The organism is Allobosea sp. MMO-172, from assembly GCF_037147855.1.
Taxonomy (GTDB): Bacteria; Pseudomonadota; Alphaproteobacteria; order Rhizobiales; family Beijerinckiaceae; genus Allobosea.
In genome coordinates, this window is record NZ_JBBCUM010000021.1 from 19,761 (window position 1) to 38,709 (window position 18,949).

Annotated in this window: 20 protein-coding genes; 7 read left to right on the forward strand and 13 right to left on the reverse strand. The window is 66.6% G+C overall.

Translation table 11 applies throughout. The annotated features are described in order from the left end of the window. Positions 1-12 precede the first annotated feature (12 nt). From WFK61_RS23440 to hemB, 11 genes are all read right to left on the reverse strand, one after another. Positions 13-612 (reverse strand): outer membrane protein, encoded by a 600-nt coding sequence (locus tag WFK61_RS23440; RefSeq protein ID WP_336814473.1) that lies wholly within the window; start codon positions 610-612, stop codon positions 13-15. Positions 613-703: 91 nt separating this feature from the next. Further along, positions 704-1,657: a DUF2336 domain-containing protein gene (locus WFK61_RS23445; RefSeq protein ID WP_336814474.1), complete on the reverse strand. Its 954-nt coding sequence runs from the start codon at positions 1,655-1,657 to the stop codon at positions 704-706. 280 nt (positions 1,658-1,937) lie between these two features. Next, positions 1,938-3,137, reverse strand: coding sequence for a UxaA family hydrolase (locus WFK61_RS23450; protein WP_336814475.1), 1,200 nt, complete (start codon positions 3,135-3,137; stop codon positions 1,938-1,940). Then, positions 3,134-3,448, reverse strand: coding sequence for a UxaA family hydrolase (locus WFK61_RS23455; RefSeq protein ID WP_336814476.1), 315 nt, complete (start codon positions 3,446-3,448; stop codon positions 3,134-3,136). The genes WFK61_RS23450 and WFK61_RS23455 overlap by 4 nt, the downstream gene beginning before the upstream one ends. Positions 3,449-3,602: 154 nt before the next feature. After that, positions 3,603-4,250 carry an RraA family protein gene (locus WFK61_RS23460; RefSeq protein ID WP_336814477.1) on the reverse strand — a complete coding sequence of 216 codons (648 nt, stop codon included), beginning with the start codon at positions 4,248-4,250 and terminating at the stop codon, positions 3,603-3,605. A gap of 112 nt (positions 4,251-4,362) precedes the next feature. Further along, a complete protein-coding gene (locus WFK61_RS23465) occupies positions 4,363-5,127 on the reverse strand; it encodes an arginyltransferase (protein WP_336814478.1) in 765 nt (254 codons plus the stop codon). A 378-nt stretch (positions 5,128-5,505) separates the two neighbouring features. Next, the gene (locus tag WFK61_RS23470) at positions 5,506-5,979 is read right to left on the reverse strand and encodes an RDD family protein (protein ID WP_336814479.1); all 474 of its coding nucleotides are present in this window, start codon (positions 5,977-5,979) and stop codon (positions 5,506-5,508) included. 56 nt (positions 5,980-6,035) lie between these two features. After that, complete coding sequence (locus tag WFK61_RS23475; RefSeq protein ID WP_336814480.1) at positions 6,036-7,280, reverse strand: threonine ammonia-lyase; 1,245 nt, start codon at positions 7,278-7,280, stop codon at positions 6,036-6,038. A 43-nt stretch (positions 7,281-7,323) separates the two neighbouring features. Further along, the gene (locus WFK61_RS23480) at positions 7,324-8,664 is read right to left on the reverse strand and encodes a branched-chain amino acid ABC transporter permease (RefSeq protein WP_336814481.1); all 1,341 of its coding nucleotides are present in this window, start codon (positions 8,662-8,664) and stop codon (positions 7,324-7,326) included. Positions 8,665-8,823: 159 nt separating this feature from the next. Next, the gene (locus WFK61_RS23485; protein WP_336814482.1) at positions 8,824-9,195 is read right to left on the reverse strand and encodes a GatB/YqeY domain-containing protein; all 372 of its coding nucleotides are present in this window, start codon (positions 9,193-9,195) and stop codon (positions 8,824-8,826) included. Between the two features lie 178 nt (positions 9,196-9,373). Beyond that, the gene (gene hemB / locus WFK61_RS23490; protein ID WP_336814483.1) at positions 9,374-10,423 is read right to left on the reverse strand and encodes a porphobilinogen synthase; all 1,050 of its coding nucleotides are present in this window, start codon (positions 10,421-10,423) and stop codon (positions 9,374-9,376) included. 218 nt (positions 10,424-10,641) lie between these two features. On the opposite strand from hemB, the gene WFK61_RS23495 reads away from it, so the two are divergent. The 5 genes from WFK61_RS23495 (at position 10,642) to WFK61_RS23515 (ending at position 15,077) form a co-directional block, all read left to right on the forward strand. Then, positions 10,642-10,986 carry a hypothetical protein gene (locus WFK61_RS23495; RefSeq protein ID WP_336814484.1) on the forward strand — a complete coding sequence of 115 codons (345 nt, stop codon included), beginning with the start codon at positions 10,642-10,644 and terminating at the stop codon, positions 10,984-10,986. An 84-nt stretch (positions 10,987-11,070) separates the two neighbouring features. After that, positions 11,071-12,126, forward strand: a complete 1,056-nt coding sequence (locus tag WFK61_RS23500) for an enoyl-CoA hydratase/isomerase family protein (RefSeq protein WP_336814485.1) — start codon at positions 11,071-11,073, stop codon at positions 12,124-12,126. A gap of 2 nt (positions 12,127-12,128) precedes the next feature. Further along, positions 12,129-12,569, forward strand: coding sequence for a DUF6163 family protein (locus tag WFK61_RS23505; protein ID WP_336814486.1), 441 nt, complete (start codon positions 12,129-12,131; stop codon positions 12,567-12,569). 445 nt (positions 12,570-13,014) lie between these two features. Next, positions 13,015-13,527 carry a transcriptional regulator LdtR gene (gene ldtR, locus WFK61_RS23510; protein WP_336814487.1) on the forward strand — a complete coding sequence of 171 codons (513 nt, stop codon included), beginning with the start codon at positions 13,015-13,017 and terminating at the stop codon, positions 13,525-13,527. Between the two features lie 305 nt (positions 13,528-13,832). Further along, the gene (locus WFK61_RS23515; RefSeq protein ID WP_336814488.1) at positions 13,833-15,077 is read left to right on the forward strand and encodes a L,D-transpeptidase family protein; all 1,245 of its coding nucleotides are present in this window, start codon (positions 13,833-13,835) and stop codon (positions 15,075-15,077) included. Positions 15,078-15,261: 184 nt separating this feature from the next. Here the strand turns inward: WFK61_RS23515 and WFK61_RS23520 are convergent, their stop codons facing one another. Both WFK61_RS23520 and WFK61_RS23525 read right to left on the reverse strand, forming a co-directional pair. Continuing rightward, positions 15,262-15,606 carry a hypothetical protein gene (locus WFK61_RS23520; protein WP_336814489.1) on the reverse strand — a complete coding sequence of 115 codons (345 nt, stop codon included), beginning with the start codon at positions 15,604-15,606 and terminating at the stop codon, positions 15,262-15,264. A 138-nt stretch (positions 15,607-15,744) separates the two neighbouring features. After that, entirely contained in the window at positions 15,745-16,956 is a 1,212-nt protein-coding gene (locus WFK61_RS23525; RefSeq protein ID WP_336814490.1) for an MFS transporter, read from the reverse strand. Positions 16,957-17,024: 68 nt separating this feature from the next. Between WFK61_RS23525 and WFK61_RS23530 the strand changes: the two genes are divergently transcribed. Together WFK61_RS23530 and glyA are read left to right on the forward strand one after the other, a co-directional pair. Beyond that, complete coding sequence (locus tag WFK61_RS23530; protein WP_336814491.1) at positions 17,025-17,477, forward strand: helix-turn-helix domain-containing protein; 453 nt, start codon at positions 17,025-17,027, stop codon at positions 17,475-17,477. A gap of 133 nt (positions 17,478-17,610) precedes the next feature. Continuing rightward, positions 17,611-18,909: a serine hydroxymethyltransferase gene (gene glyA / locus WFK61_RS23535; RefSeq protein ID WP_336814492.1), complete on the forward strand. Its 1,299-nt coding sequence runs from the start codon at positions 17,611-17,613 to the stop codon at positions 18,907-18,909. Positions 18,910-18,949: the final 40 nt, after the last annotated feature.

Genomic DNA, 18,949 nt, shown 5'->3' on the forward strand with positions numbered 1-18,949 from the left:
TGAATCACATTCTCAGCGGATCGCCTGCCCGACGACGCCGACTTCCAGACCCATCGTGATCTTGTCGGTGACGGCCCACATGACGCCGGCCCGCGCCTCGGGGCGCACGGCGATGCTGCTGCGGCTGAAGGGCGAGGAGAAATCGGTCGCGCCGAAGCGCCAGGTCTCATTGGCCGCGCTCATGCCGACCGTCGTGTAGAGCAGCACGTCCGGCGTCACCAGAACCCCGGCCTTGACCTTGAAGGCCCCGGCGAAATCGCGGGTATAGGCGACATTGCCGAAGCTCGGGTAGCCATAGCCGCCGACCGCCGGCATGTAGTCGATCGCGCCGGCAACGCCGTAGATGAAATTGCCTTCGCGCAGCATCGTGCCGGCCTCAAGCCCGATCGTCGGGCCGGCGCTGGTCCTCATATGCTTGCTGCTGGTGACCTGGAAACCCGAGGAGATGCGGGCATAGGAGCCCTCCCAGCGCGGCGACAGGCTCGGCTGGTCCCAGGCGAAGGACGGCAGCGGGGCAAAGCCGGAGAGGGGCAGGAGAGCCTGCGCTTGCGCCGCTGCGCCCGTCCCAAGAAGAACGGCGAGCGTCGCGGCGGAAAGAAGCGGAAATCTCACGTCGAAAGCGTCCTCGCGACAGCGTGCCCCGTCGGAAGCTAGCATGGAGCGGGGCGAATGTCGCGGTTTTGTGGCGTGCCGTCTGGCTCGCTCAGGCGATCTTGGTCCTGAGCTTGAGGAAGCGCAGGGTGCGCTCCGCCGTCGCGAGATCGAGCTTGTCATAGGCATCGACATCATCGTCGACGTCGCGCGAGGAGAAATAGAGCCGCCGCGCCCGCAGCTGCAGGATGGCGCGGAAGGCCGTGGCCCCGACGCCGAGCGAACGGCAGGCGACGGCGATGCCGCTGGAATCCCTCTGCATCAGCACGCGCAGCGCCTGCTCGATCGAGATGCCGCCGATTTCGGCGAGAACCTGCGAGAGGTGATAGGCGCGGTCCTCGTCGGCCAGCATGGTCAGCACGTCGTCGACCTCGCGGACTTTCGCGGCAAGGTCGGAGAGCAGCAGCTTGACTTCGAGGCGCTGCTGGCGCGCCTGTCGGGCGAGCGAGACATTGGCGTCGGTGGCGGGCGCGGCATTGCCCCCGTCCGAGAACTGCTCGACGATCCGCAGCACGCGCTGGGCTCGGTTCGGGGCGAGGTCGGAACGGCGGGCGAGTGCGCCGGTGATGGCCGCGTCGCCTTCGCTGCGCTCGAGGAGGCGATCGAAGCCGCGGTCGGAGAAGGCCGCGCCTTCATTGGCGCTGACAGTGTGCAGCACCTTCTGGTCGCCACGCTCGACGAGGATGTCGGTGACGCCCTCGGACAGGCGGGCGCGCTCGGCGATGGCGACGAGATGCTGCTGCGACTGGGTGACGGCGATGGCGGCGAGATCGGTGTCGGTCAGGACAGGGGAGAGCGACAGCACGAGGCGCGCGACCTCGGCATTGCTGTCGCCGCCCAGCGTCACCGCGACATTGTGAGGCAGGGTCGGGATTGCGGCGACGCGGTCGGCATAGCCCTTGCGGTCCTCGTCGCCGAGATGACCGAGCGAGCCGGCGGCGATCTCGCCGTAATGCTCTTTCACGGCCTCGTTCGGGTCGTGGTCGAGCAGAAACAGGTCGGTCACGGCATGGAGAAGCTGCCGGCGCGAATCCGACGACATATCCGCCGGCATTCGGGTCAGGTTACGCAGCATGAGGGCCCCCGCGACAAAGCAGTGGCGGCACTCTGCGCAGGTCCAGCTTGATTTACTCTTAAGGCGACGACGCCCGTTTCTGAACAACGGAGCGTTGGGCTCCGTTGTTCAGTCCGTGGTGAACCAACTGCTCTCGGCAGCAGGTGATGCAGGATATGCAACCAATAGTTGCATATCCGTTATCGGGCATCCTGATCTTACCTGCGCCAACTCAAGCGGCCGGCAGGCAGGCGGGGCCGAGCGGCTCGAAGCTCTTGTAGGTCAGGATGAATTCCTGATGGCCGAGCTCCTCCGATTTCGTCCGGCCGCCCTGGCCGAGCGAGACGACGAGATCGCGGATTTCGGTGCCGACCTCGTCGAGCCCGGCGCGGCCTTCGAGGATGCGCCCGGCATCGACATCCATGTCCTCGGACATCCGGCGATAGGTCTCGGGATTGGCGCAGATCTTCACAACGGGCGAGATCGCCGACCCGACGACCGAGCCGCGCCCCGTGACGAACAGCACGCAATGCGCGCCGCAGGCGATCAGTTCCGCGATCTCGGCATTGTCGTTGATGTTGGGGAAGCCGAAGCGAACCTCGCCATCCGGCACGACGTCGAGCAGATAGAGCCCGCCATGGGGCGGCACGTCGCCGGGCTTGATCAGGCCGGAGATCGGCGAGGATCCGGACTTGGCATAGGCGCCCATCGATTTCTCCTCGATGGTCGAGAGCCCGCCCTCGGCATTGCCGGCCGCGAAGGAGCCATAGCCCAGCGTCGCGTAATAGCGCGCCGCCTTGGCCACGGATTTCTCCAGCTCGGCGCCGAGCTCGGGCGTGATCGCGCGCGCCGCCATGATGTGCTCGCAGCCGATCAACTCGCCGGTTTCCTCGAAGATGCAGGCCGCGCCTTCCGCGATGAGCTGGTCGAAGGCGCGTCCGGCGGCCGGATTGCCGGTGATGCCGGAGGTGCCGTCCGAGCCGCCGCAGACCGTGCCGACGACGAGCTCGGAGACCGCCATCGGCACCGTCTCCTGCGCGTCGAGCAGGCCGCGCTGCTCTTCGACCCAGGCGCGGCCCTCGCGGATCGAGGCGCGGGTGCCGCCCGTGCCCTGGATGATGATCGTCTTCACCGGCCGGCCGGTGGCGCGCACCGCTCGCTCCAGCGCGTATTTGTTGAAGCTCTCGCAGCCGAGCGAAACCAGCAGCACCGCGCCGACATTGGGATGGGTGCAGAGCTGCTCCATCATCCGCTCGGCATAGGGGTTGGGGTAGCAGCCGGGAAAGCCGATGGCGTGGACGCCTTCCTCGCGCCAGGGCAGGGCGATTTCGCGCGAGACATGATGGGCGCATTCGACGAGATAGGCGACCGCGACGGTATTGCGGATGCCCTTGCGCCCGTCGGACCGGAGATAGCCGCGCATCGTGCTCATGCCGAGGCTCCCGTCTTGCGTTCGTCTTCGAGATGATAGGTCGGCGTGTAGTCGCTGCGCATGTTGTGGACATGGACATGCGCGGCCGGCGCGATCGCCTCGGTCGCGACGCCGATTGGTGCGCCGTATTTCAGGATCTTCTCGCCGGCGGCGATGGCACGGCGCGCGACCTTGTGGGCGAGCGCGATGTCGCGGTCGAGCACGGCCGGGCCGGAGCCGGTTTCGACCGTTTCGCCGGCTTTCAGCCGAACCCGCGCGACGAGAACGTTGTCACGCGGATCGAGCAGGATGAGGCGCGGATCGTGGGTCATGGCCCTGTTTCCTTCCCGCCGGCTGTCATCCCGGACAAGCCGCCTTGGCGGCGCCGATCCGGGATCCATGCCTGAACATTACTCGCAAGCGCTCCGGAATGGATCCCGGGCCTCCGCTTTGCTCCGCCCGGGATGACGGCGCGGGTGGAGTGTCTCAGAACTTGCCGTACTGGAGATAGGCCTGCTGCGGGTCGGTGCCGGCGAGGATCGCGGTGCGAACCTTGTTCTCGGCCGAGATCGCCGTCTCCGACTTGTCGAGGACTTCCTCGATGATCTCCGCGGGGATGCGGACGACGCCGTCGCGATCGGCGAGGATATAGTCGCCGGGCCGGATCCAGACCTCACCGATCTTGATCGGCTCGTCGACCGCCTTGGGCAGCCAGGCGCCGACGATGTCACGCGGCGTATAGGCCTTGAAATAGGCCTGGAAGCCCATCTCGACCATGAATTCGGTGTCGCGCGAGAGCCCGTCGATGACGCAGCCACGCACGCCCTTGTTCTTCAGGGTCTCCGCCGAGAGCTCGCCCATCAGCGCGATCTCGTTGGTGTTCGGCTGGCAGACCCAGACATGGCCGGGCTTGGCGGCCGAGAGCAGGCCGGTCCAGCCGAGCAGCGTCTCATGCGCGTCGAATTCGCCAGTCTTGCCCTCGACGGTTAAGGCGGGGCCAGCCAGCTTCTGGCCGGGCAGGAGCGGGCGCAGTTCCGGCGGCAGGACGAAGTCCTTCAGGCCCATCGCCCGCATCGTGTCGTGGATGATGCCGGTATAGCAGCGCTCCAGCCGGTCGGTCAGTTCCTGGCTCATCGTTCCTCCGGATCGGCCTCTGTCGCGTGGCTCTGTGCCATGGCCGTTATCGCTAGAGTGTCGGCAGGAGCGGCGGGCGGCAAGCGCGTTTTCTGCGCGTCGCGGATGCGTTTCAATCGGTTGAATCGTTCCGATCCACGCGCTCCCAGCCTTGCGGCATTAGGCGCTCCTGCGGCAGGAAACGCGCCTTGTAGGCCATCTTCGGCGAACCCTCGACCCAGTAGCCGAGATAGACGTAAGGCAGGCCAAGCCGGCGCGCCCGGGCGATATGGTCGAGCACCATGAAGGTGCCGAGCGAACGCAGCTCCAGGCCGGGATCATAGACTGAATAGACCATCGAGAGCCCGTCGCTGAGCGTATCGGTCAGGGCCATCGCGAAAAGATCGCCTTCGCCCCGCCCGGTGAAGCCGGAATCGGGGCCGCGGCGACGATATTCGATCAGGCTGGTTTCGACATGGGTGTCCTCGACCATCATCGCGAAATCGAGCGCCGACATCGTCGCCATGCCGCCATCGGGATGGCGTTCATCGAGATAGGAGCGGAACAGCGAATAATGCTCGGAGCGCGGCCGCGGCGGCAGGGCCTCGCCGATCAGGTCGCTGTTGCGGGCGAGCACCCGGCGGAAGCCACGCGACATCCTGAAATCGTCGACGCAGACCTTGACCGAGACGCAGGCCCGGCAAATCTCGCAGGCCGGGCGGTAGGCGATGCTCTGCGAGCGCCGGAAGCCGCCCTGCGAGAGCACGTCGTTGAGCTCGCGCGCCCGCGACCCGACGAGATGCGTGAACACTTTCCGCTCCTCGCGCCCGGGCAGATAGGGGCACGTGGTCGGTGAGGTCAGGTAGAATTGCGGGGCATCCCGCAATGGGCGCGTCACGTCGGCTGGCTCCCCGGAAGCTTCCGACTCTGAATGTAACATCAGCCGCACCGGCAACAAGCGCGGCGCGGCCGATCAGGGGTGGATGAGCGGTCTTTTGACCTAGAGTCTGTTAGAGACCATGGGACGGGTTTGACGCTGGCGATTTTGCGCGAATGCCAGGAGTTCGAGGACGCAAGCCTTCCGGCTTGCTACGAAGAACGACACCGCAGTCGCGCAAAAGCGCCGCGCCCTGCGGGTGAGGTGAAAACGCTGGAGCTGCAGCGTCGCATCGCTTGCCGATACAGACGTATCGGCTGCGCAATGCTCCTCCCATCTTCAGCGTTTTGACCTCATCAAACTCGCCCCATGGTCTCTAACAGCCTCTAGCTCAATCGCTCAGGTGCGGACGACGACGAGCCCCGTCAGCAGGTCATGGCCCATGCGCCGGTCCTCGCGGGCGAAGCCGCAGGCGACATCGACGAGCCAGAGCAGGAAGGTGCCGGCCGCGACATAGAACAGCAGCGCATGCACGGCCGCCGCCAGTCCGTCAGGGCGCCCGCCGCTGGCGGTCTCGACCCTGAGGCCAGCGACGCGCATGCCCCAGGTCGATTGCTTGCGCCCGCCGATCGTCAGCGCGGCATAGCCGAGTGCGGTCGCGACGGTGGCGATCGGGATCAGCAGCCAGGTCGCGCCGAAGGTGACGATGCCGAGCAGGGCCAGCAGGAACACGACCAGCCAGCCCAGGAAGAACAGCACGACGATATCGACGAACCAGGCGAACAGTCGCGAGCCGAGAACGCCGCTGACGTTCTGGTAGGGACGCGGCTCCAGCGCCGTGATCGGCGGCTGGCCATAACGGGTGTCGCTCATCGGGACTTCGATCCTCCATCGGCGCGCGGAATGCGTGCCCATGAGGTAATGTTTGATCAGCGGGCCGGTTCCGCAAGACCGCGCGGCAGAATCCGTCGCGGTGCGAAGCCGTTCTTGGCCAAGGCGTCCTCGATCGCGCGCGAATGTGTCGCCCCGCGCGTCTCCACGGTGACGTCGAGCGTGACACCCTTGGCGGGAACGTCGAGGAAGAGCCGGCCATGGCTGACCTCGAGGATGTTCGCCCCTTCCTCGCCGAGCAGGCTCGCGATCCGGCCGAGCAGGCCCGGCCGGTCGTTGGTGGTCAGGCGGAAGGCGACGATGCGGTCGTCGCGCTCCAGTTCGCGCACCATGATCGCGGCGAGCAGGCGCGTATCGATATTGCCCCCGCTGAGCACGAGCCCGACTTTGCGGCCGGCATAGCGCTCGGGCTCCTTCAGCATCGCGGCGAGGCCGGTCGCGCCGGCCCCCTCGGCAAGGCTGTGTTGAAGACTGGCATAAGCGTTGACCGCGCGCTCGATCAGGTCCTCGCCGATGAGGACGATATCGCTGACAAGGCTGGAGACGATCGGCAGGGTGAGCTGGCCGACGGTCTTCACCGCGATGCCTTCCGCAAGCGTCGGCCCGCCGAGCGGCTTGTCCTGCCTGTGCACGGCATTGAAGAAGGAGGGGTAGAGCCCGGCTTCGACGCCGATCAGTTCGATGCCCGGCTTGATCGCCTTGGCCGCGACCGCGTTGCCGGCCATCAATCCACCGCCGCCGAGCGGGATGATCAGCGTGTCGAGATCGGGCGCATCGGCCAGCATCTCGCGCGCCAATGTGCCTTGCCCGGCCATCACGGCGGCATCGTCATAAGGGTGGACGAAGGTGAGCTGCTCGGCTCCGGCGAGCTCATGCGCCTTGTGGCTGGCTTCCGACAGCGTCTCGCCATGCAGCACGACGCGGGCACCATGGGCGCGCGTGTTCTCGACCTTCACCAATGGCGTCGGCTCGGGCATCACGATCGTGGCGGGGATGCCGAAGCGCTTGGCGTGATAGGCTACCGCCTGGGCATGATTGCCCGCCGACATCGCGATGACGCCGTGCGCCCGCTCGACCTCGCTCAGAGAGAGCAGCTTGTTGACCGCGCCGCGCTCCTTGAAGGAGGCGGTCGCCTGCATGTTCTCGTGCTTCACCAGCACGGTCGCGCCGGTGAGTTCGGAGAGGCGTGGCGCCGGCACCAGGGGCGTGCGCAGCACATGCCCGGCGATGCGCCCAGCCGCGGCGTCGATATCCTCGGGGGTGATCGCGAAGCTCTCGCTCATGCTCGGGTCTCGATTCCGATCAGCTTGGGTGGAGAACAGGGCCTCACACCCGTCGCGGCGTCAATTCGCCGTCGCCGAAAAAGCCGCCGGGGCGCCAGATCAGCACGATGGCCAGCAACGAATAGACCGCGAGGTCGCGCTGCTCGATCGGCAGCGTCGCCGACCAGATCGCCTCGAAGGCGGCGATGCAGAGCCCGCCGAGCGCAGCCCCGCTGACCGAGCCGATGCCGCCGAGGATCGCCGCGACGAGCGCCTTCAGGCCGAGCGAGAAGCCCCCGGCGAAGCCCATCCCGCCATAGATCGCGGTGACGATGACACCGGCGATGCCGCAGGCGGCGCAGGCGATAATGACGGCGACGTCATGGACCGCGCGGGCATCGACGCCGAACAGCGCGGCGGTCTTCGCGTCATCCGACACGGCACGCCAGGCCCGGCCATAGGCCGTGCGCCGGATCAGCAGGACGACGCCGAGCGTCGCACCAAGGCCGATGGCCGCGAGCGCCAGCGCGAGCGGGTTCAGGGTGACGATGAAATTGCCGGCATGGGCGAGCGGGATCGGCGTGTTGAACACCGGCGGCAGCCAGCGCAGTTCCGGCCCCTGCGCCAACCGGAGATATTCGGACATCGCGATGGCAAGCCCGATCGTTGCGATCAGCATTTGCTGGCCGGTGCCGCGTTCGAGGTGACGCAGCACGAAGCGGCCCATGGCGAAGCCGTGCAGGGCACAGACGGCGATCGCGACCGCGAAGGCGACAACAAGCCCCGAGATCGGCGTCGAGATCGCCAGCGAGAGCAGCAGCGCGACCCCGACGACCGAAGCGAGCGCGCCCAGTGCCGCGAATTCGCCGAAGCTCAGGATGATCCGCCCGGTCAACCCGTAGACGAGGGCATAGGCCGCCGCGAGCATGCCGTAGATCGCCGCCGAGGGCAGGGCGCTCAGGCCCTGCTGCAGGCCGTAAGCGAGGCTGGCGGGGATCGCCGGCAGGCTCTCGGCCGCCGGTTCGGCCGGGTCCGGCGGCGGCGAGGCCCGGTCTTCCAGATAAAAGCGCCGCAGCAGGTAGAAGCTCGCATCGGCCATCGGCCGCCCGTCCGAGGCGATGCCGATCATGGCACCGCGGCTCGGCCCGCTGCCTTCGCCCGCGAACAGGCAATCGATGCTGCGGTGGCGCGACAGGCCATCGCCGAGCTGGACCCGATAGAGCAATCGAAGCGCGCGCGGCACCGGTCCCTTGGTGGCCCGTTCGATCTCGATGCGGGCATTCGGCGGATTGAGCGGTGGGATCGCCTGCCGGCAGAGGCGCATCTGGTCGGTATCGAAATCGGCGCCGCAGCCCGCGAGGGCGAGCGTGACGACGGCCAGAATCGACAGGAGGAGCGGGCGCATGCTGGCGCGACGGTAGCGCCTGCGGGGCAGGGGTGTCATCCCGTGCGCAGTGCCGCGATGCAGGCACGGGGCCGTCGGTAGAAGGAGGCGCCCTTTCCGGAGGGCGGTCCCGCATCTGCGCAGCGGTATTCCATGCCGCAGCGCGTGCGGGATGACAGGCTAGCTCGAACCGTGCGGGCCGAGATAGCGGCTCAGGATCTGAACTTCGCCGGTCAGCTCCTGGGCCTTGTCATCCCGGCCGAGACGGCGATAGTCCGCTGCCGCATCGTTGCGGGCCCGAATTTCGGCCTCGACCAACGCGCGAATATCATCGTGACCAAGCGCCCGGCGCGGGACCTCGACGGCGCTGTCGCCGAAGGCATGGAAGACGTATGTGTCGTGCTTATCGCTGACGGGCACCGCCTGTGCGTTGTCGATGGCGGAAATCAAACCACGCAGGGTTGTCATCTCGGCGGCTTTCCGCTCCCGCATGGCGGCCCGCAGGTCAGTCTTCAGCATGGCCAGGAAGTTCTGGCTTTCATCCGTCGTCATGTCGAAACCATAGTGTTCCCGGGAGCACGCGTCATCCCGTGCGCGGTGCAGCGCGTAAGCGATGCGCCGCAGACACGGGACCGCGCGACGAGAAAGTGCCTTTTCCTGAGGACGATCCCGCATCTGCGCAGCAGCACCGACGTGCCGCAGCGCGTGCGGGATGACAGCCTTGGCTTGCTTACGCGCCGGCCTTCAGCTTCTTCGCCACGCGCGGTGCGAAATAGGTCAGCACGCCGTCGGCGCCGGCGCGCTTGAACGCCAGCAGGCTTTCCAGCATCGCCTTGTCGCCGTCGAGCCAGCCGTTATTGGCGGCCGCCATGATCATCGCGTACTCGCCGGAGACCTGATAGGCGAAGGTCGGCACGCGGAAATGATCCTTCACCCGCGCCACCACGTCGAGATAGGGCAGGCCGGGCTTGATCATCACCATGTCTGCTCCCTCCTCGAGGTCGAGCATCACCTCGGCGATGGCCTCGTCCGAATTGGCCGGATCCATCTGGTAGGTGCGCTTGTCGCCGACGAGCGTGGCATTGGTGCCGATCGCGTCGCGGAACGGGCCGTAGAAGGCCGAGGCGTATTTCGCCGCATAGGCCATGATCTGCACGTCCTCGTGGCCGTCGCCGTCGAGCGCCGCCCGGATCGCGCCGACGCGCCCGTCCATCATGTCGGAGGGCGCGATGACATCGGCCCCGGCATCTGCGAGCGCAAGCGCCTGCCCGACGAGGATCTGGACGCTGGCGTCGTTGAGGACACGTTCGCCCTCCATCACGCCGTCATGGCCATGCGAGGTATAGGGGTCGAGCGCGGCGTCGCAGATGATGCCAATCTCCGGCACCTCGCGCTTGATCGCGCGCACGGCGCGGCACATCAGATTGCCGGTATTGAGCGCTTCCGAGCCGGTGGGGTCGCGCAGCGCCTTGTCCACGAAGGGGAAGGGCGCGATCGCGGGGATGCCGAGCGCGGCCGCTTCTGCCGCCTGGCGCACGGCCTCATCGATATTGAGGCGGTCGACGCCGGGCATCCATTCCACCGGCGAACGCGCCTCGCCGGAATCCATCAGGAAGATCGGCCAGATCAGGTCGTCGGTCGTCAGCGCCGATTCCCGCACCAACCGGCGCGACCATTCCGCCTTGCGGTTGCGGCGCATGCGGCGCGTCAGGCCAAGCGACGGCACGTCGTCATGACGGGATTTCGGAGTGGGGAAAGGCCGCACGACCGGGGATTCCATGGCGATTGCCTCAAGCGATGAACGGTACAGGCCAAGGCTTTCGTCATGCGGGCGAAACCGGCCGATCGCTTCTTTATCACATCGGAACGATTCCAAAACAGGGCGCATGGTCGCAATCGTGCGGGCATCGCCGCAGCCGTGGATGGCGGCGATCCCGCTCTTGCCTTGCGCGTCCTTTCGCGACGAACTCAGCCCTGCCGACCGCAAGGATCTCCCGCGTGCCGAAACTGCTTTGGACAATCGTCCCCGTTCTCTTCCTTGCCGCGCGGCCGGCCCTGGCCGAAGTTACGCGCCGGGACGCGATCGAGGCGCAGACCGCGAGCGCGCTGGCTTCCGCCGACTATGCCGAGCGCCATTGTCCGTCGCTGCGGATCGGCCGGCAGCGGATCGAACAGAACCTGAAATCGATCAAGGGGACGGTGGAAGGCCTGCGTCGTACCGAAAGCTATGAGGAGCAGGTCGCGGCGCTGCAATCGGTGGAAAAGCAGCATGGCCGGGCGATGGTCTGCACCGTGCTGCCCTCCGCCCATGGCGGCTACGGGCGCGGCATCATCCTGCGCTGATGCCCAGATGGACCGCCGATCCCTCGCGTTGACAAGCCATGCCTCGCCTTCCAGAACCGCTGCCCACGGAAGCGGGATCGGACCATGACTGAAGATCGCGAGATCATCTGCGAGATTCGCGGCGCCGCCGGCGTCGTCGTGCTCAACCGGCCGAAGGCGCTGAATGCGCTGAGCCTCGGCATGGTTCGCGAGCTCGCGCGCGCCCTCGATGCCTGGGAGAACGATCCGCAGGTCACGCGCGTCGTCGTCATCAGCACGAGCGAGAAGGCCTTCTCCGCGGGCGGCGACATCCGCTGGCTGCATGATTGCGGCAAGGCCGGCCGCCACGACGAGATGCTCGCTTTCTGGGGCGAGGAATACATCCTCAACCACCGCATCAAGACCTATCCCAAGCCCTATGTCGCGCTGATCGACGGCATCGTCATGGGCGGCGGCGTCGGCATCTCCCTGCATGGCAGCCACCGCGTCGCGGGGGATCGCTATCTCTTCGCCATGCCGGAGGTCGGCATCGGCTTCTTCCCGGATGTCGGCGCGACCTATGCCTTGCCGCGTCTGGATGGTGGCTTCGGCAGCTTCCTGGCCTTGACCGGCGAGCGGGTCGGCGCGGCCGATGCGCTGGCGGCCGGGCTCGCGACCCATGGCGTTCCGAGCGAGCGCATGGCGGAGCTCGCCGATGCGCTGACCCGGCCGGGCTCCGTCGACGACATCCTCGCCGGCTTCACGCTGCAGCGCGGACCCGGTCCCTTGCATGGCGAAAGGCCGATGATGGCCGAAGCCTTCACCGCCCAAACCTTGCCCGAGGTGATGGAGCGCCTGCGCCGGGCCGCCGGGAAGGGCAGCGCGCTGGCCGGGAAGCTCCTGCAGACCATCGCGGTGAAGTCGCCGACCAGCGTCGCCATCGCCTTCGAGCAGATGCGGCGTGGCGGCAGGATAGATTTCGCCGAGGCGATGCGCACCGAATATCGCATCGTCTCGCGCATCGCCCGCGGACATGACTTCTACGAGGGCGTGCGTGCCGTGGTGATCGACAAGGACCAGGCGCCACGCTGGCAGCCGGCGACGCTCGATGACGTGAAGCAGGTTGATATCGACGCCTATTTCGCGCCGCTCGGCGCGGACGAATTGAAGCTGGAGGGCTGAGCTTGGGTCTGGGCGGAGACGGCGAGGCCCTGCGCGGTGCCGGGGCGGGCGAGGCCGAAGCCAAGCGGGCGAACCGCTGGCGGCTCGTGCTCGTCTGGTTCCTGCGTCTGCTCTCGGCCTTCTGGCTCGCCAAGGGGCTGACGGCCTGGATGGTGATCTTCGGCTTGCCCGGCAACCCGCAGCCGCCCTTCGAGAACCGCCTGCTGAGTTATCAGGCGATCATCGTCTATTTCGCGGTGATCGATCTCGTCGCTGCCGTCGGCCTCTGGCTGACCTCGACCTGGGGCGGCGTGCTCTGGTTGCTCGCCGCGATCAGCCAGATGCTGCTCGGCTTCTTCTTCCCGCGCTTCGTGCCGATGACGGCCTGGCTCGTCGGCCTCTATATCGGGCTGATCGCCGTCTACTTCCTGGCGACCTGGGCGGCCGAGAACGAGGCCGAATAGCTGGCGGCGGTTCGGCAGAAGGTGTCTTCCCGCGCGCGCTGCGGCATGCAATGCCGCTGCGCAGATGCGGGACCGTCTCCCGGCAAAGGTGCCTGTCATCCCGTGCGCGCCGCAGCGTGAAACGCTGCTGCGCAGATGCGGGAACGTCATCAGAAAGGGGCGCCTTTCTCCTCACGCGGTCCCGTGTCTGCGGCGCACCGCTGCGCGCTGCACCGCGCACGGGATGACAGTGCGGGTTAGCCGAACGACCGCTCGATTGCGCCGAGTCATGGTAAGAATCGCTTTAGCTTAAGCGTTTCTGGCTTCACTTACGATTCACCCAAAGGGGTAAATCCCTGATTCATCCTGATATTTAAACTCGTTTTCATCCGCCTCGGCATATGGTGTTTTTCAGAAGCGGACCGGGAGACAAATCCTGGCCGACACACAACAGGCGGGATATACCATGAAAGCGAGCGTCAAGACTTCGGATGTTGCCAAGACGAGCGATGCCGACCTCAACGTGAAGCCTCTTTATCTTGAGTCCCTCACGCTGGTGGAGCGTCTGCATCGCCGTCTGCTCGACGTCATCAAGGACGAGTTCGAGCGCCGCGGCCGGGACGACGTCAACAGCGTGCAGGCCCTGCTGCTCTACAATATCGGCGATGCCGAGCTGTCGGCCAGCGAGCTGCGCACCCGCGGCTACTACCTCGGCTCGAACGTGTCCTACAACGTCAAGAAGCTGGTCGAGCTCGGCTATCTCCACCACGCCCGGTCGCGCATCGACCGCCGCTCGGTGCGCATCAGCCTGACCGACAAGGGCGCTGCGGTGCACGATATCGTGAAGGGCGTCTACGACAAGCATGTCCGCACGGTCGAGCAGATCGGCGGCATCGCGGCCGACGACTTCGAGCGGATGAACAATGCCCTGCTGCGCCTGGAGCGCTTCTGGACCGACCAGATCCGCTACAAGCTCTGAGATATCAGTCGCTTTTCGACGACAGCCTGCCTATCCGCCTGCCCTGACGCGACCGGGAGAGCCTCCCGGTCGCGCTGGCGCGTTTCCGGCCGTTGCCGCCGGTCACTGTGCTTTTGCTGCCATGCATGCAGCAAAAGCAGGCCATGCCCTAAATTCGCCTCTGTCATCACGCCTCGTTAACTGTGCTAGGACACCGTCGGCGGCAGTGAACTTGTCCGTCGCGCCAGTGCATCGCCAGCGTCGCCCGTTCCGGCGACGTTTTTGTGTGGTCTGCGCGCATGCGTGAAGTCTTGAAGAGGGAAGAGATGTCGCATTTGAGCCTGACCCGCCGCGAAACCGTGCTGGCCCTGCTGTCGGGCGCTGCCACGGCCGCCGCCGCACCGGCGCTCGCCCAGCAGGCCGAATGGCGCCAGAGCTATGATGCCGGCGCGCGCAACGCCGTGCAGCGCTCCTCGACGCCGATGCTGTCGGCCGAGGCGCTGCAGGCGACGGAGCAGGCGATCGCGGCCTATCGCGATCTCGCCGCGCGCGGTGGCTGGCCGCAGGTTCAGTTGCCCGAGCGCATGAGCGTCGGTGCCAAGGGGCCGGGCGTGGTGGCCCTGCGCCGCCGCCTGATCGTCACCGGCGATCTCGATGCTTCCGCCGGCGACAGCAATGTCTATGATTCCTATGTCGAAGCGGGCGTGCGCCGCTTCCAGTCGCGCATGGGCCTGTCGACCACCGGCTCGATCAACCGTGCGACCGTCGCCGCTCTCAACGTGCCGATCGATCGCCGCATTCGCCAGCTCGAGACCAATGTCGTCCGGCTGCGCAGCTGGTCCGGCAATCTCGGCGGCCGCTATGTCGTCGCCAATATCCCGGCCGCGATGGTCGAGACCGTCGAGAACCGCCATGTCGCGACGCGCCATGCCGCCGGCGTCGGCAAGATCGACCGTCAGTCGCCGCTGCTTCAGACCAAGATTCCCGAAGTCAATTTCAATCCGACCTGGACGGTTCCGGCCTCGATCATCCGCAAGGATCTGATCCCGACCATGCGCAAGCAGCCAAACTACCTGACCGAGAACAAGATCCGCATCATCTCGCAGAGCGGCGGCGAGATCGCGCCGGCCAGCGTCAACTGGAATTCGGACGAGGCGACGCGCTACACCTTCCGGCAGGACCCGGGCGGCGAGTTCAACTCGCTCGGCTTCGTGCGTATCAACATTCCGAGCCCGCACGGCGTCTACATGCACGACACCCCCTCGAAGGGCATCTTCGGCGACGATTACCGCTTCGTCTCCTCGGGCTGCATGCGCGTCCAGAACGTGCGCGACTATGTCGCCTGGCTCCTGAAGAACACGCCCGGCTGGGACCGCGCCAAGATCGACGAGACCATCCAGTCCGGCCAGCGCGTCAACGCTCGCATCGCCGATCCGGTGGCCTGCTACTGGGTTTATGTCACCGCCTGGGCGACGCCCGATGGCGGCGTGCAGTTCCGCGACGACATCTACAACAAGGATGGTCTTGGACCGGCGCCCGTCGCCGCGCTGCAGGGCGAGCAGGACATCTGAGGCGCTCGCGTCACGCCAAAAGTGAAAAAGCCCACCGGCCCCCGGTGGGCTTTTTCGTATCTGGCTGCCGTGCCGGCAGGCCTTAGAGCATCGGCCCGAAAAGTGGCGCGCGGTTTTCGAGAAAAGCCGATGCAAGATCAAAGAGCTAGAGAATAGGACTGAATGCGATGTTCAGTCCGGTGCTCTAGCGCGTGAGCCAGGACGGTACGACGTAACCGACGCAGCGCGCCTCTCCGCGTCCGGGATTCAGGACCTCGAAAGCCGGCACCGGGCAGTTGTTGCCAGGGGCGGGGTCGTTGAGCTTCGCGACATTGCCCGGGCCGCCCTGGACACGGCGGATGACCGTCGTGTGCCCGCCCGGATAGTATTGGCTGGTGATCTGCAAGCCTTGCGCCGCCACATCCTGGCTCATCATCGGCATCGAGAGGGCGACGGCGCTCGCGCCGCCGAGAAAAACCTTCTTGATCTGCGCGGAGATCGGCGAGGCCGAAGCGCGACGCGCGTCTTGTTTTGGGGCGTTCTGTGTCATCGAGGGGCATCCAGTGTTGCGCTGGGACCTTCGCAGCAAGCCGCAAGCCATAATTTGTTAACCAATGCGTTTCCGCAAGGTTCGGCTGGGATTCGGGTGCTGATTCTCGATGGCGACCGGTGGAAGGCTCTGCCGGGATCAACTCTTCCGGGCAGCGAGTGACCGGCTCCAGGCCAGCGTCGCCGCGACAGTCATCAGCGCGAGCAGCCAGGCGGTGCCGCCAAACAGCCCGGCATAGCCATGGTTCGCGATCAGGGGCGTGCTGGCCAAGGGCGAGCAGAACTGGCCGATGAAGATCGAGGCGGTGAGGATGCCCCCGGCCAGGCCCCGCGAACGCCCCGGCGCCAGATCGAGTGCGACCGCGACGAAACTCGGCGAAACCAGCGCATAGCCGGCCCCGATCGCGAGCGCAGCCGCGAGCAGGGATTGGGATGTCGCCGCCTGCGACAGCAGCAGGAAGCCGAGCGCCATCGCGCCATAGCCGATCGCGAAGACACCCGCATAGCCGACAAGGCGCTGAACGCGCCGGTAGAGCAGGGCGGAGCAGCCGCCGGAGATCATCAATAGCCCGAGCACGGTTCCGGTCATGACCGCGCTCTCGTAGCCGCGAGCCTCCAGGAAGAACGAGATCTGCGTCGGCATCAGGAAGAAGATCATGTTCGTGGCGCCCTGGAGCAGGACCAGCAGAACCAGCAGGCCGCGCCAGGACGGATGACCGTCGCGGCCGTTCGCAGGCGCGGCCCCGGCCATCGAGCCGGCGCGCGGCGGCTCGACGATGGCGATCCACATCAGCGGCAGGAAGAGGGCGGCGAGCCCGTAGATCGCGAAGGGCAGGCGCGGCGACAGGGTGGCGGCCCAGCCGGCCAGCGAAATGAAGACGAGGCCGCCGAAATTCCGCGCCGAGATCTGCAGGCCGGTCAGGGCATTGCGACCGTCCCCGGTGAAATAGTCGCCGATCAGCGCCGTTTGTGCCGTCATGATCAGAGCGACGGCGACGCCGAGCACGAGGCGGCTCGCGAAGATCGCGGGCAGATCGGGCAGGACGAGGCCCGCGCAGCCCGCGACCACAAACAGCATGACGCCGGCCAGCAGCATCATGCGCCGGCCGATGCGGTCGGTCGCGAGGCCTGCCAGCGGCGCGAACAGCGCGACGCTCAGCGATGGCGCGGGAACGAGGAGCCGCGTCAGCAGCGCGGCATTGGGGTCGTCGGCGAACAGGCGCTCGATGCCCGGAAGCGCCGGGCTGATGGTCGCGTTCGCCATCGTGGTGAGCGATGCCGCCAGCAGGAGCGCGATGGCGCGCGGCTCCTGCCAGATCGGTCTTTCCCGTGTCAGTACAAGGCTTTCCATGATTTTTCCTCTTGCCGAAATCATCCGTTCGGCAGAGCCTACGAATTCAAGCCGACTTGAGGTCAAGCATGCTTCTTCTGGATATCGGGGAGGTCGCGGAGCGCTCGGGCGTGCCGGCCTCGGCCCTGCGCTATTACGAGGAGATCGGCCTCATCCGCTCGGAGGCGCGGCGTGGCCTGCGGCGGCAATACGATCCCGACGTGTTGCTCAAGCTGTCGCTGATCGGGCTCGGCAAGACCGCGGGGTTCTCGCTGGACGAGATCGCCGCGATGTTCGGGGCGGACGGGCAGCCGAACATCCCGCGCGAGCAGTTGCGGGCGCAGGCCGACGAATTGCAACGGCAGATGATCGGCTTGCGGACGCTGCGCGATGCGCTCCGCCATGTCGCGGATTGCCGGGCGCCGACTCATCTGGAGTGCCCGACCTTCCGGGCACTGCTGCGCACGGCTTCGCGCCGGCCGCTCGCCTACACGCCGTCGCGCCCGGACAAGGAGAAGAAACTGCTGTCGAAGCGGCGATAACCGGACAATCGACCGCTGCGGCGATGCAGCTTTTCCCGGGCGCGATCTATCGCTTGGACAGCCCCCCGCCACATGATAGGTGAGCCGCGACGAAGCCGGGCGCCCACCGGCCGTTGAACTTCAGGAGCCGGACATGACCGACGCCGCGCTGAACAAGCACCTCTCGAACTCCTTCTTCGGCGCTTCGCTGCATGATGCCGATCCCGAGATCGCCCGCGCGATCGACCTGGAGCTCGGTCGCCAGCGCGACGAGATCGAGCTGATCGCCTCCGAGAACATTGTCTCCCGCGCCGTGCTCGAGGCGCAGGGCTCGGTCATGACCAACAAATATGCCGAGGGTTATCCGGGCCGGCGCTACTATGGCGGTTGCCAGTTCGTCGATATCGCCGAGAAGCTCGCGATCGAGCGCGCCACGCGGCTCTTCGGCTGCACTTATGCCAATGTCCAGCCGAATTCGGGCTCCCAGGCCAACCAGGGCGTCTTCATGGCCCTGATGCAGCCCGGCGACACCTTCATGGGCCTCGATCTCGCCGCTGGCGGGCACCTGACCCATGGCGCGCCGGTCAACCAGTCCGGCAAGTGGTTCAACGTCGTTTCCTACGGCGTCTGCGTCGTCGACCAGATGATCGACTATGACGCGATGGAGCGCCTCGCCGTCGAGCACAAGCCCAAGGTCATCGTCGCCGGCGGCTCGGCCTATGCCCGCCACTGGGACTTCGCCCGCTTCCGCGAGATCGCCGACAAGGTCGGCGCCTATTTCATGGTCGACATCGCCCATTTCGCCGGGCTCGTCGCCGGCGGCGCGCATCCCTCGCCGTTCCCGCACGCCCATGTCGTCACCACCACGACGCACAAGACGCTGCGCGGCCCGCGCGGCGGCATGATCCTGACCAATGACGAGACGATCGCGAAGAAGGTCAATTCGGCGATCTTCCCGGGCATCCAGGGCGGCCCGCTGATGCATGTCATCGCGGCCAAGGCGGTCTCCTTCCACGAGGCGCTGCAGCCGGAGTTCAAGACCTATGCCCATGCCGTCGTCGCCAACGCCAAGGCGCTGGCCGAGACGCTGAAGTCCAAGGGCTTCGACCTCGTCACCGGCGGCACCGACAACCACCTGATGCTGGTCGACCTGCGCTCCAAGAAGCTGACCGGCAAGGCGGCAGAGGCCGCGCTCGGCCGCGCCCACATAACCTGCAACAAGAACGGCATCCCCTTCGACCCCGAGAAGCCGATGACGACCTCGGGCATCCGCCTGGGTACGCCGGCGGCGACCTCGCGCGGCTTCGGCATCGCCGAGTTCAAGCAGGTCGGCGAGTTGATCGCCGAGGTGCTGGACGGTCTCGCCGCTCATGGCGAGGAGGGCAACGCCGCCATCGAGCAGGCGGTCACCGCCAAGGTCAAGGCGCTCACCGCGCGCTTCCCGATCTATTGAGGCATCGTTGAAGGGGCTCTGAGAAAGGCTGGCGAACCGG

Bases quoted from the DNA above. Each gene is read 5' to 3' on its own strand.
- WFK61_RS23455 (WP_336814476.1), bottom strand. From the start codon at position 3,448: ATGACCCACGATCCGCGCCTCATCCTGCTCGATCCGCGTGACAACGTT.
- WFK61_RS23480 (WP_336814481.1), bottom strand. From the start codon at position 8,664: ATGCGCCCGCTCCTCCTGTCGATTCTGGCCGTCGTCACGCTCGCCCTC.
- WFK61_RS23515 (WP_336814488.1), top strand. From the start codon at position 13,833: ATGTCGCATTTGAGCCTGACCCGCCGCGAAACCGTGCTGGCCCTGCTG.
- WFK61_RS23485 (WP_336814482.1), bottom strand. From the start codon at position 9,195: ATGACGACGGATGAAAGCCAGAACTTCCTGGCCATGCTGAAGACTGAC.
- glyA (WP_336814492.1), top strand. From the start codon at position 17,611: ATGACCGACGCCGCGCTGAACAAGCACCTCTCGAACTCCTTCTTCGGC.
- WFK61_RS23520 (WP_336814489.1), bottom strand. From the start codon at position 15,606: ATGACACAGAACGCCCCAAAACAAGACGCGCGTCGCGCTTCGGCCTCG.
- WFK61_RS23470 (WP_336814479.1), bottom strand. From the start codon at position 5,979: ATGAGCGACACCCGTTATGGCCAGCCGCCGATCACGGCGCTGGAGCCG.
- WFK61_RS23450 (WP_336814475.1), bottom strand. From the start codon at position 3,137: ATGAGCACGATGCGCGGCTATCTCCGGTCCGACGGGCGCAAGGGCATC.
- WFK61_RS23460 (WP_336814477.1), bottom strand. From the start codon at position 4,250: ATGAGCCAGGAACTGACCGACCGGCTGGAGCGCTGCTATACCGGCATC.
- ldtR (WP_336814487.1), top strand. From the start codon at position 13,015: ATGAAAGCGAGCGTCAAGACTTCGGATGTTGCCAAGACGAGCGATGCC.
- hemB (WP_336814483.1), bottom strand. From the start codon at position 10,423: ATGGAATCCCCGGTCGTGCGGCCTTTCCCCACTCCGAAATCCCGTCAT.
- WFK61_RS23530 (WP_336814491.1), top strand. From the start codon at position 17,025: ATGCTTCTTCTGGATATCGGGGAGGTCGCGGAGCGCTCGGGCGTGCCG.
- WFK61_RS23500 (WP_336814485.1), top strand. From the start codon at position 11,071: ATGACTGAAGATCGCGAGATCATCTGCGAGATTCGCGGCGCCGCCGGC.
- WFK61_RS23475 (WP_336814480.1), bottom strand. From the start codon at position 7,280: ATGAGCGAGAGCTTCGCGATCACCCCCGAGGATATCGACGCCGCGGCT.
- WFK61_RS23525 (WP_336814490.1), bottom strand. From the start codon at position 16,956: ATGGAAAGCCTTGTACTGACACGGGAAAGACCGATCTGGCAGGAGCCG.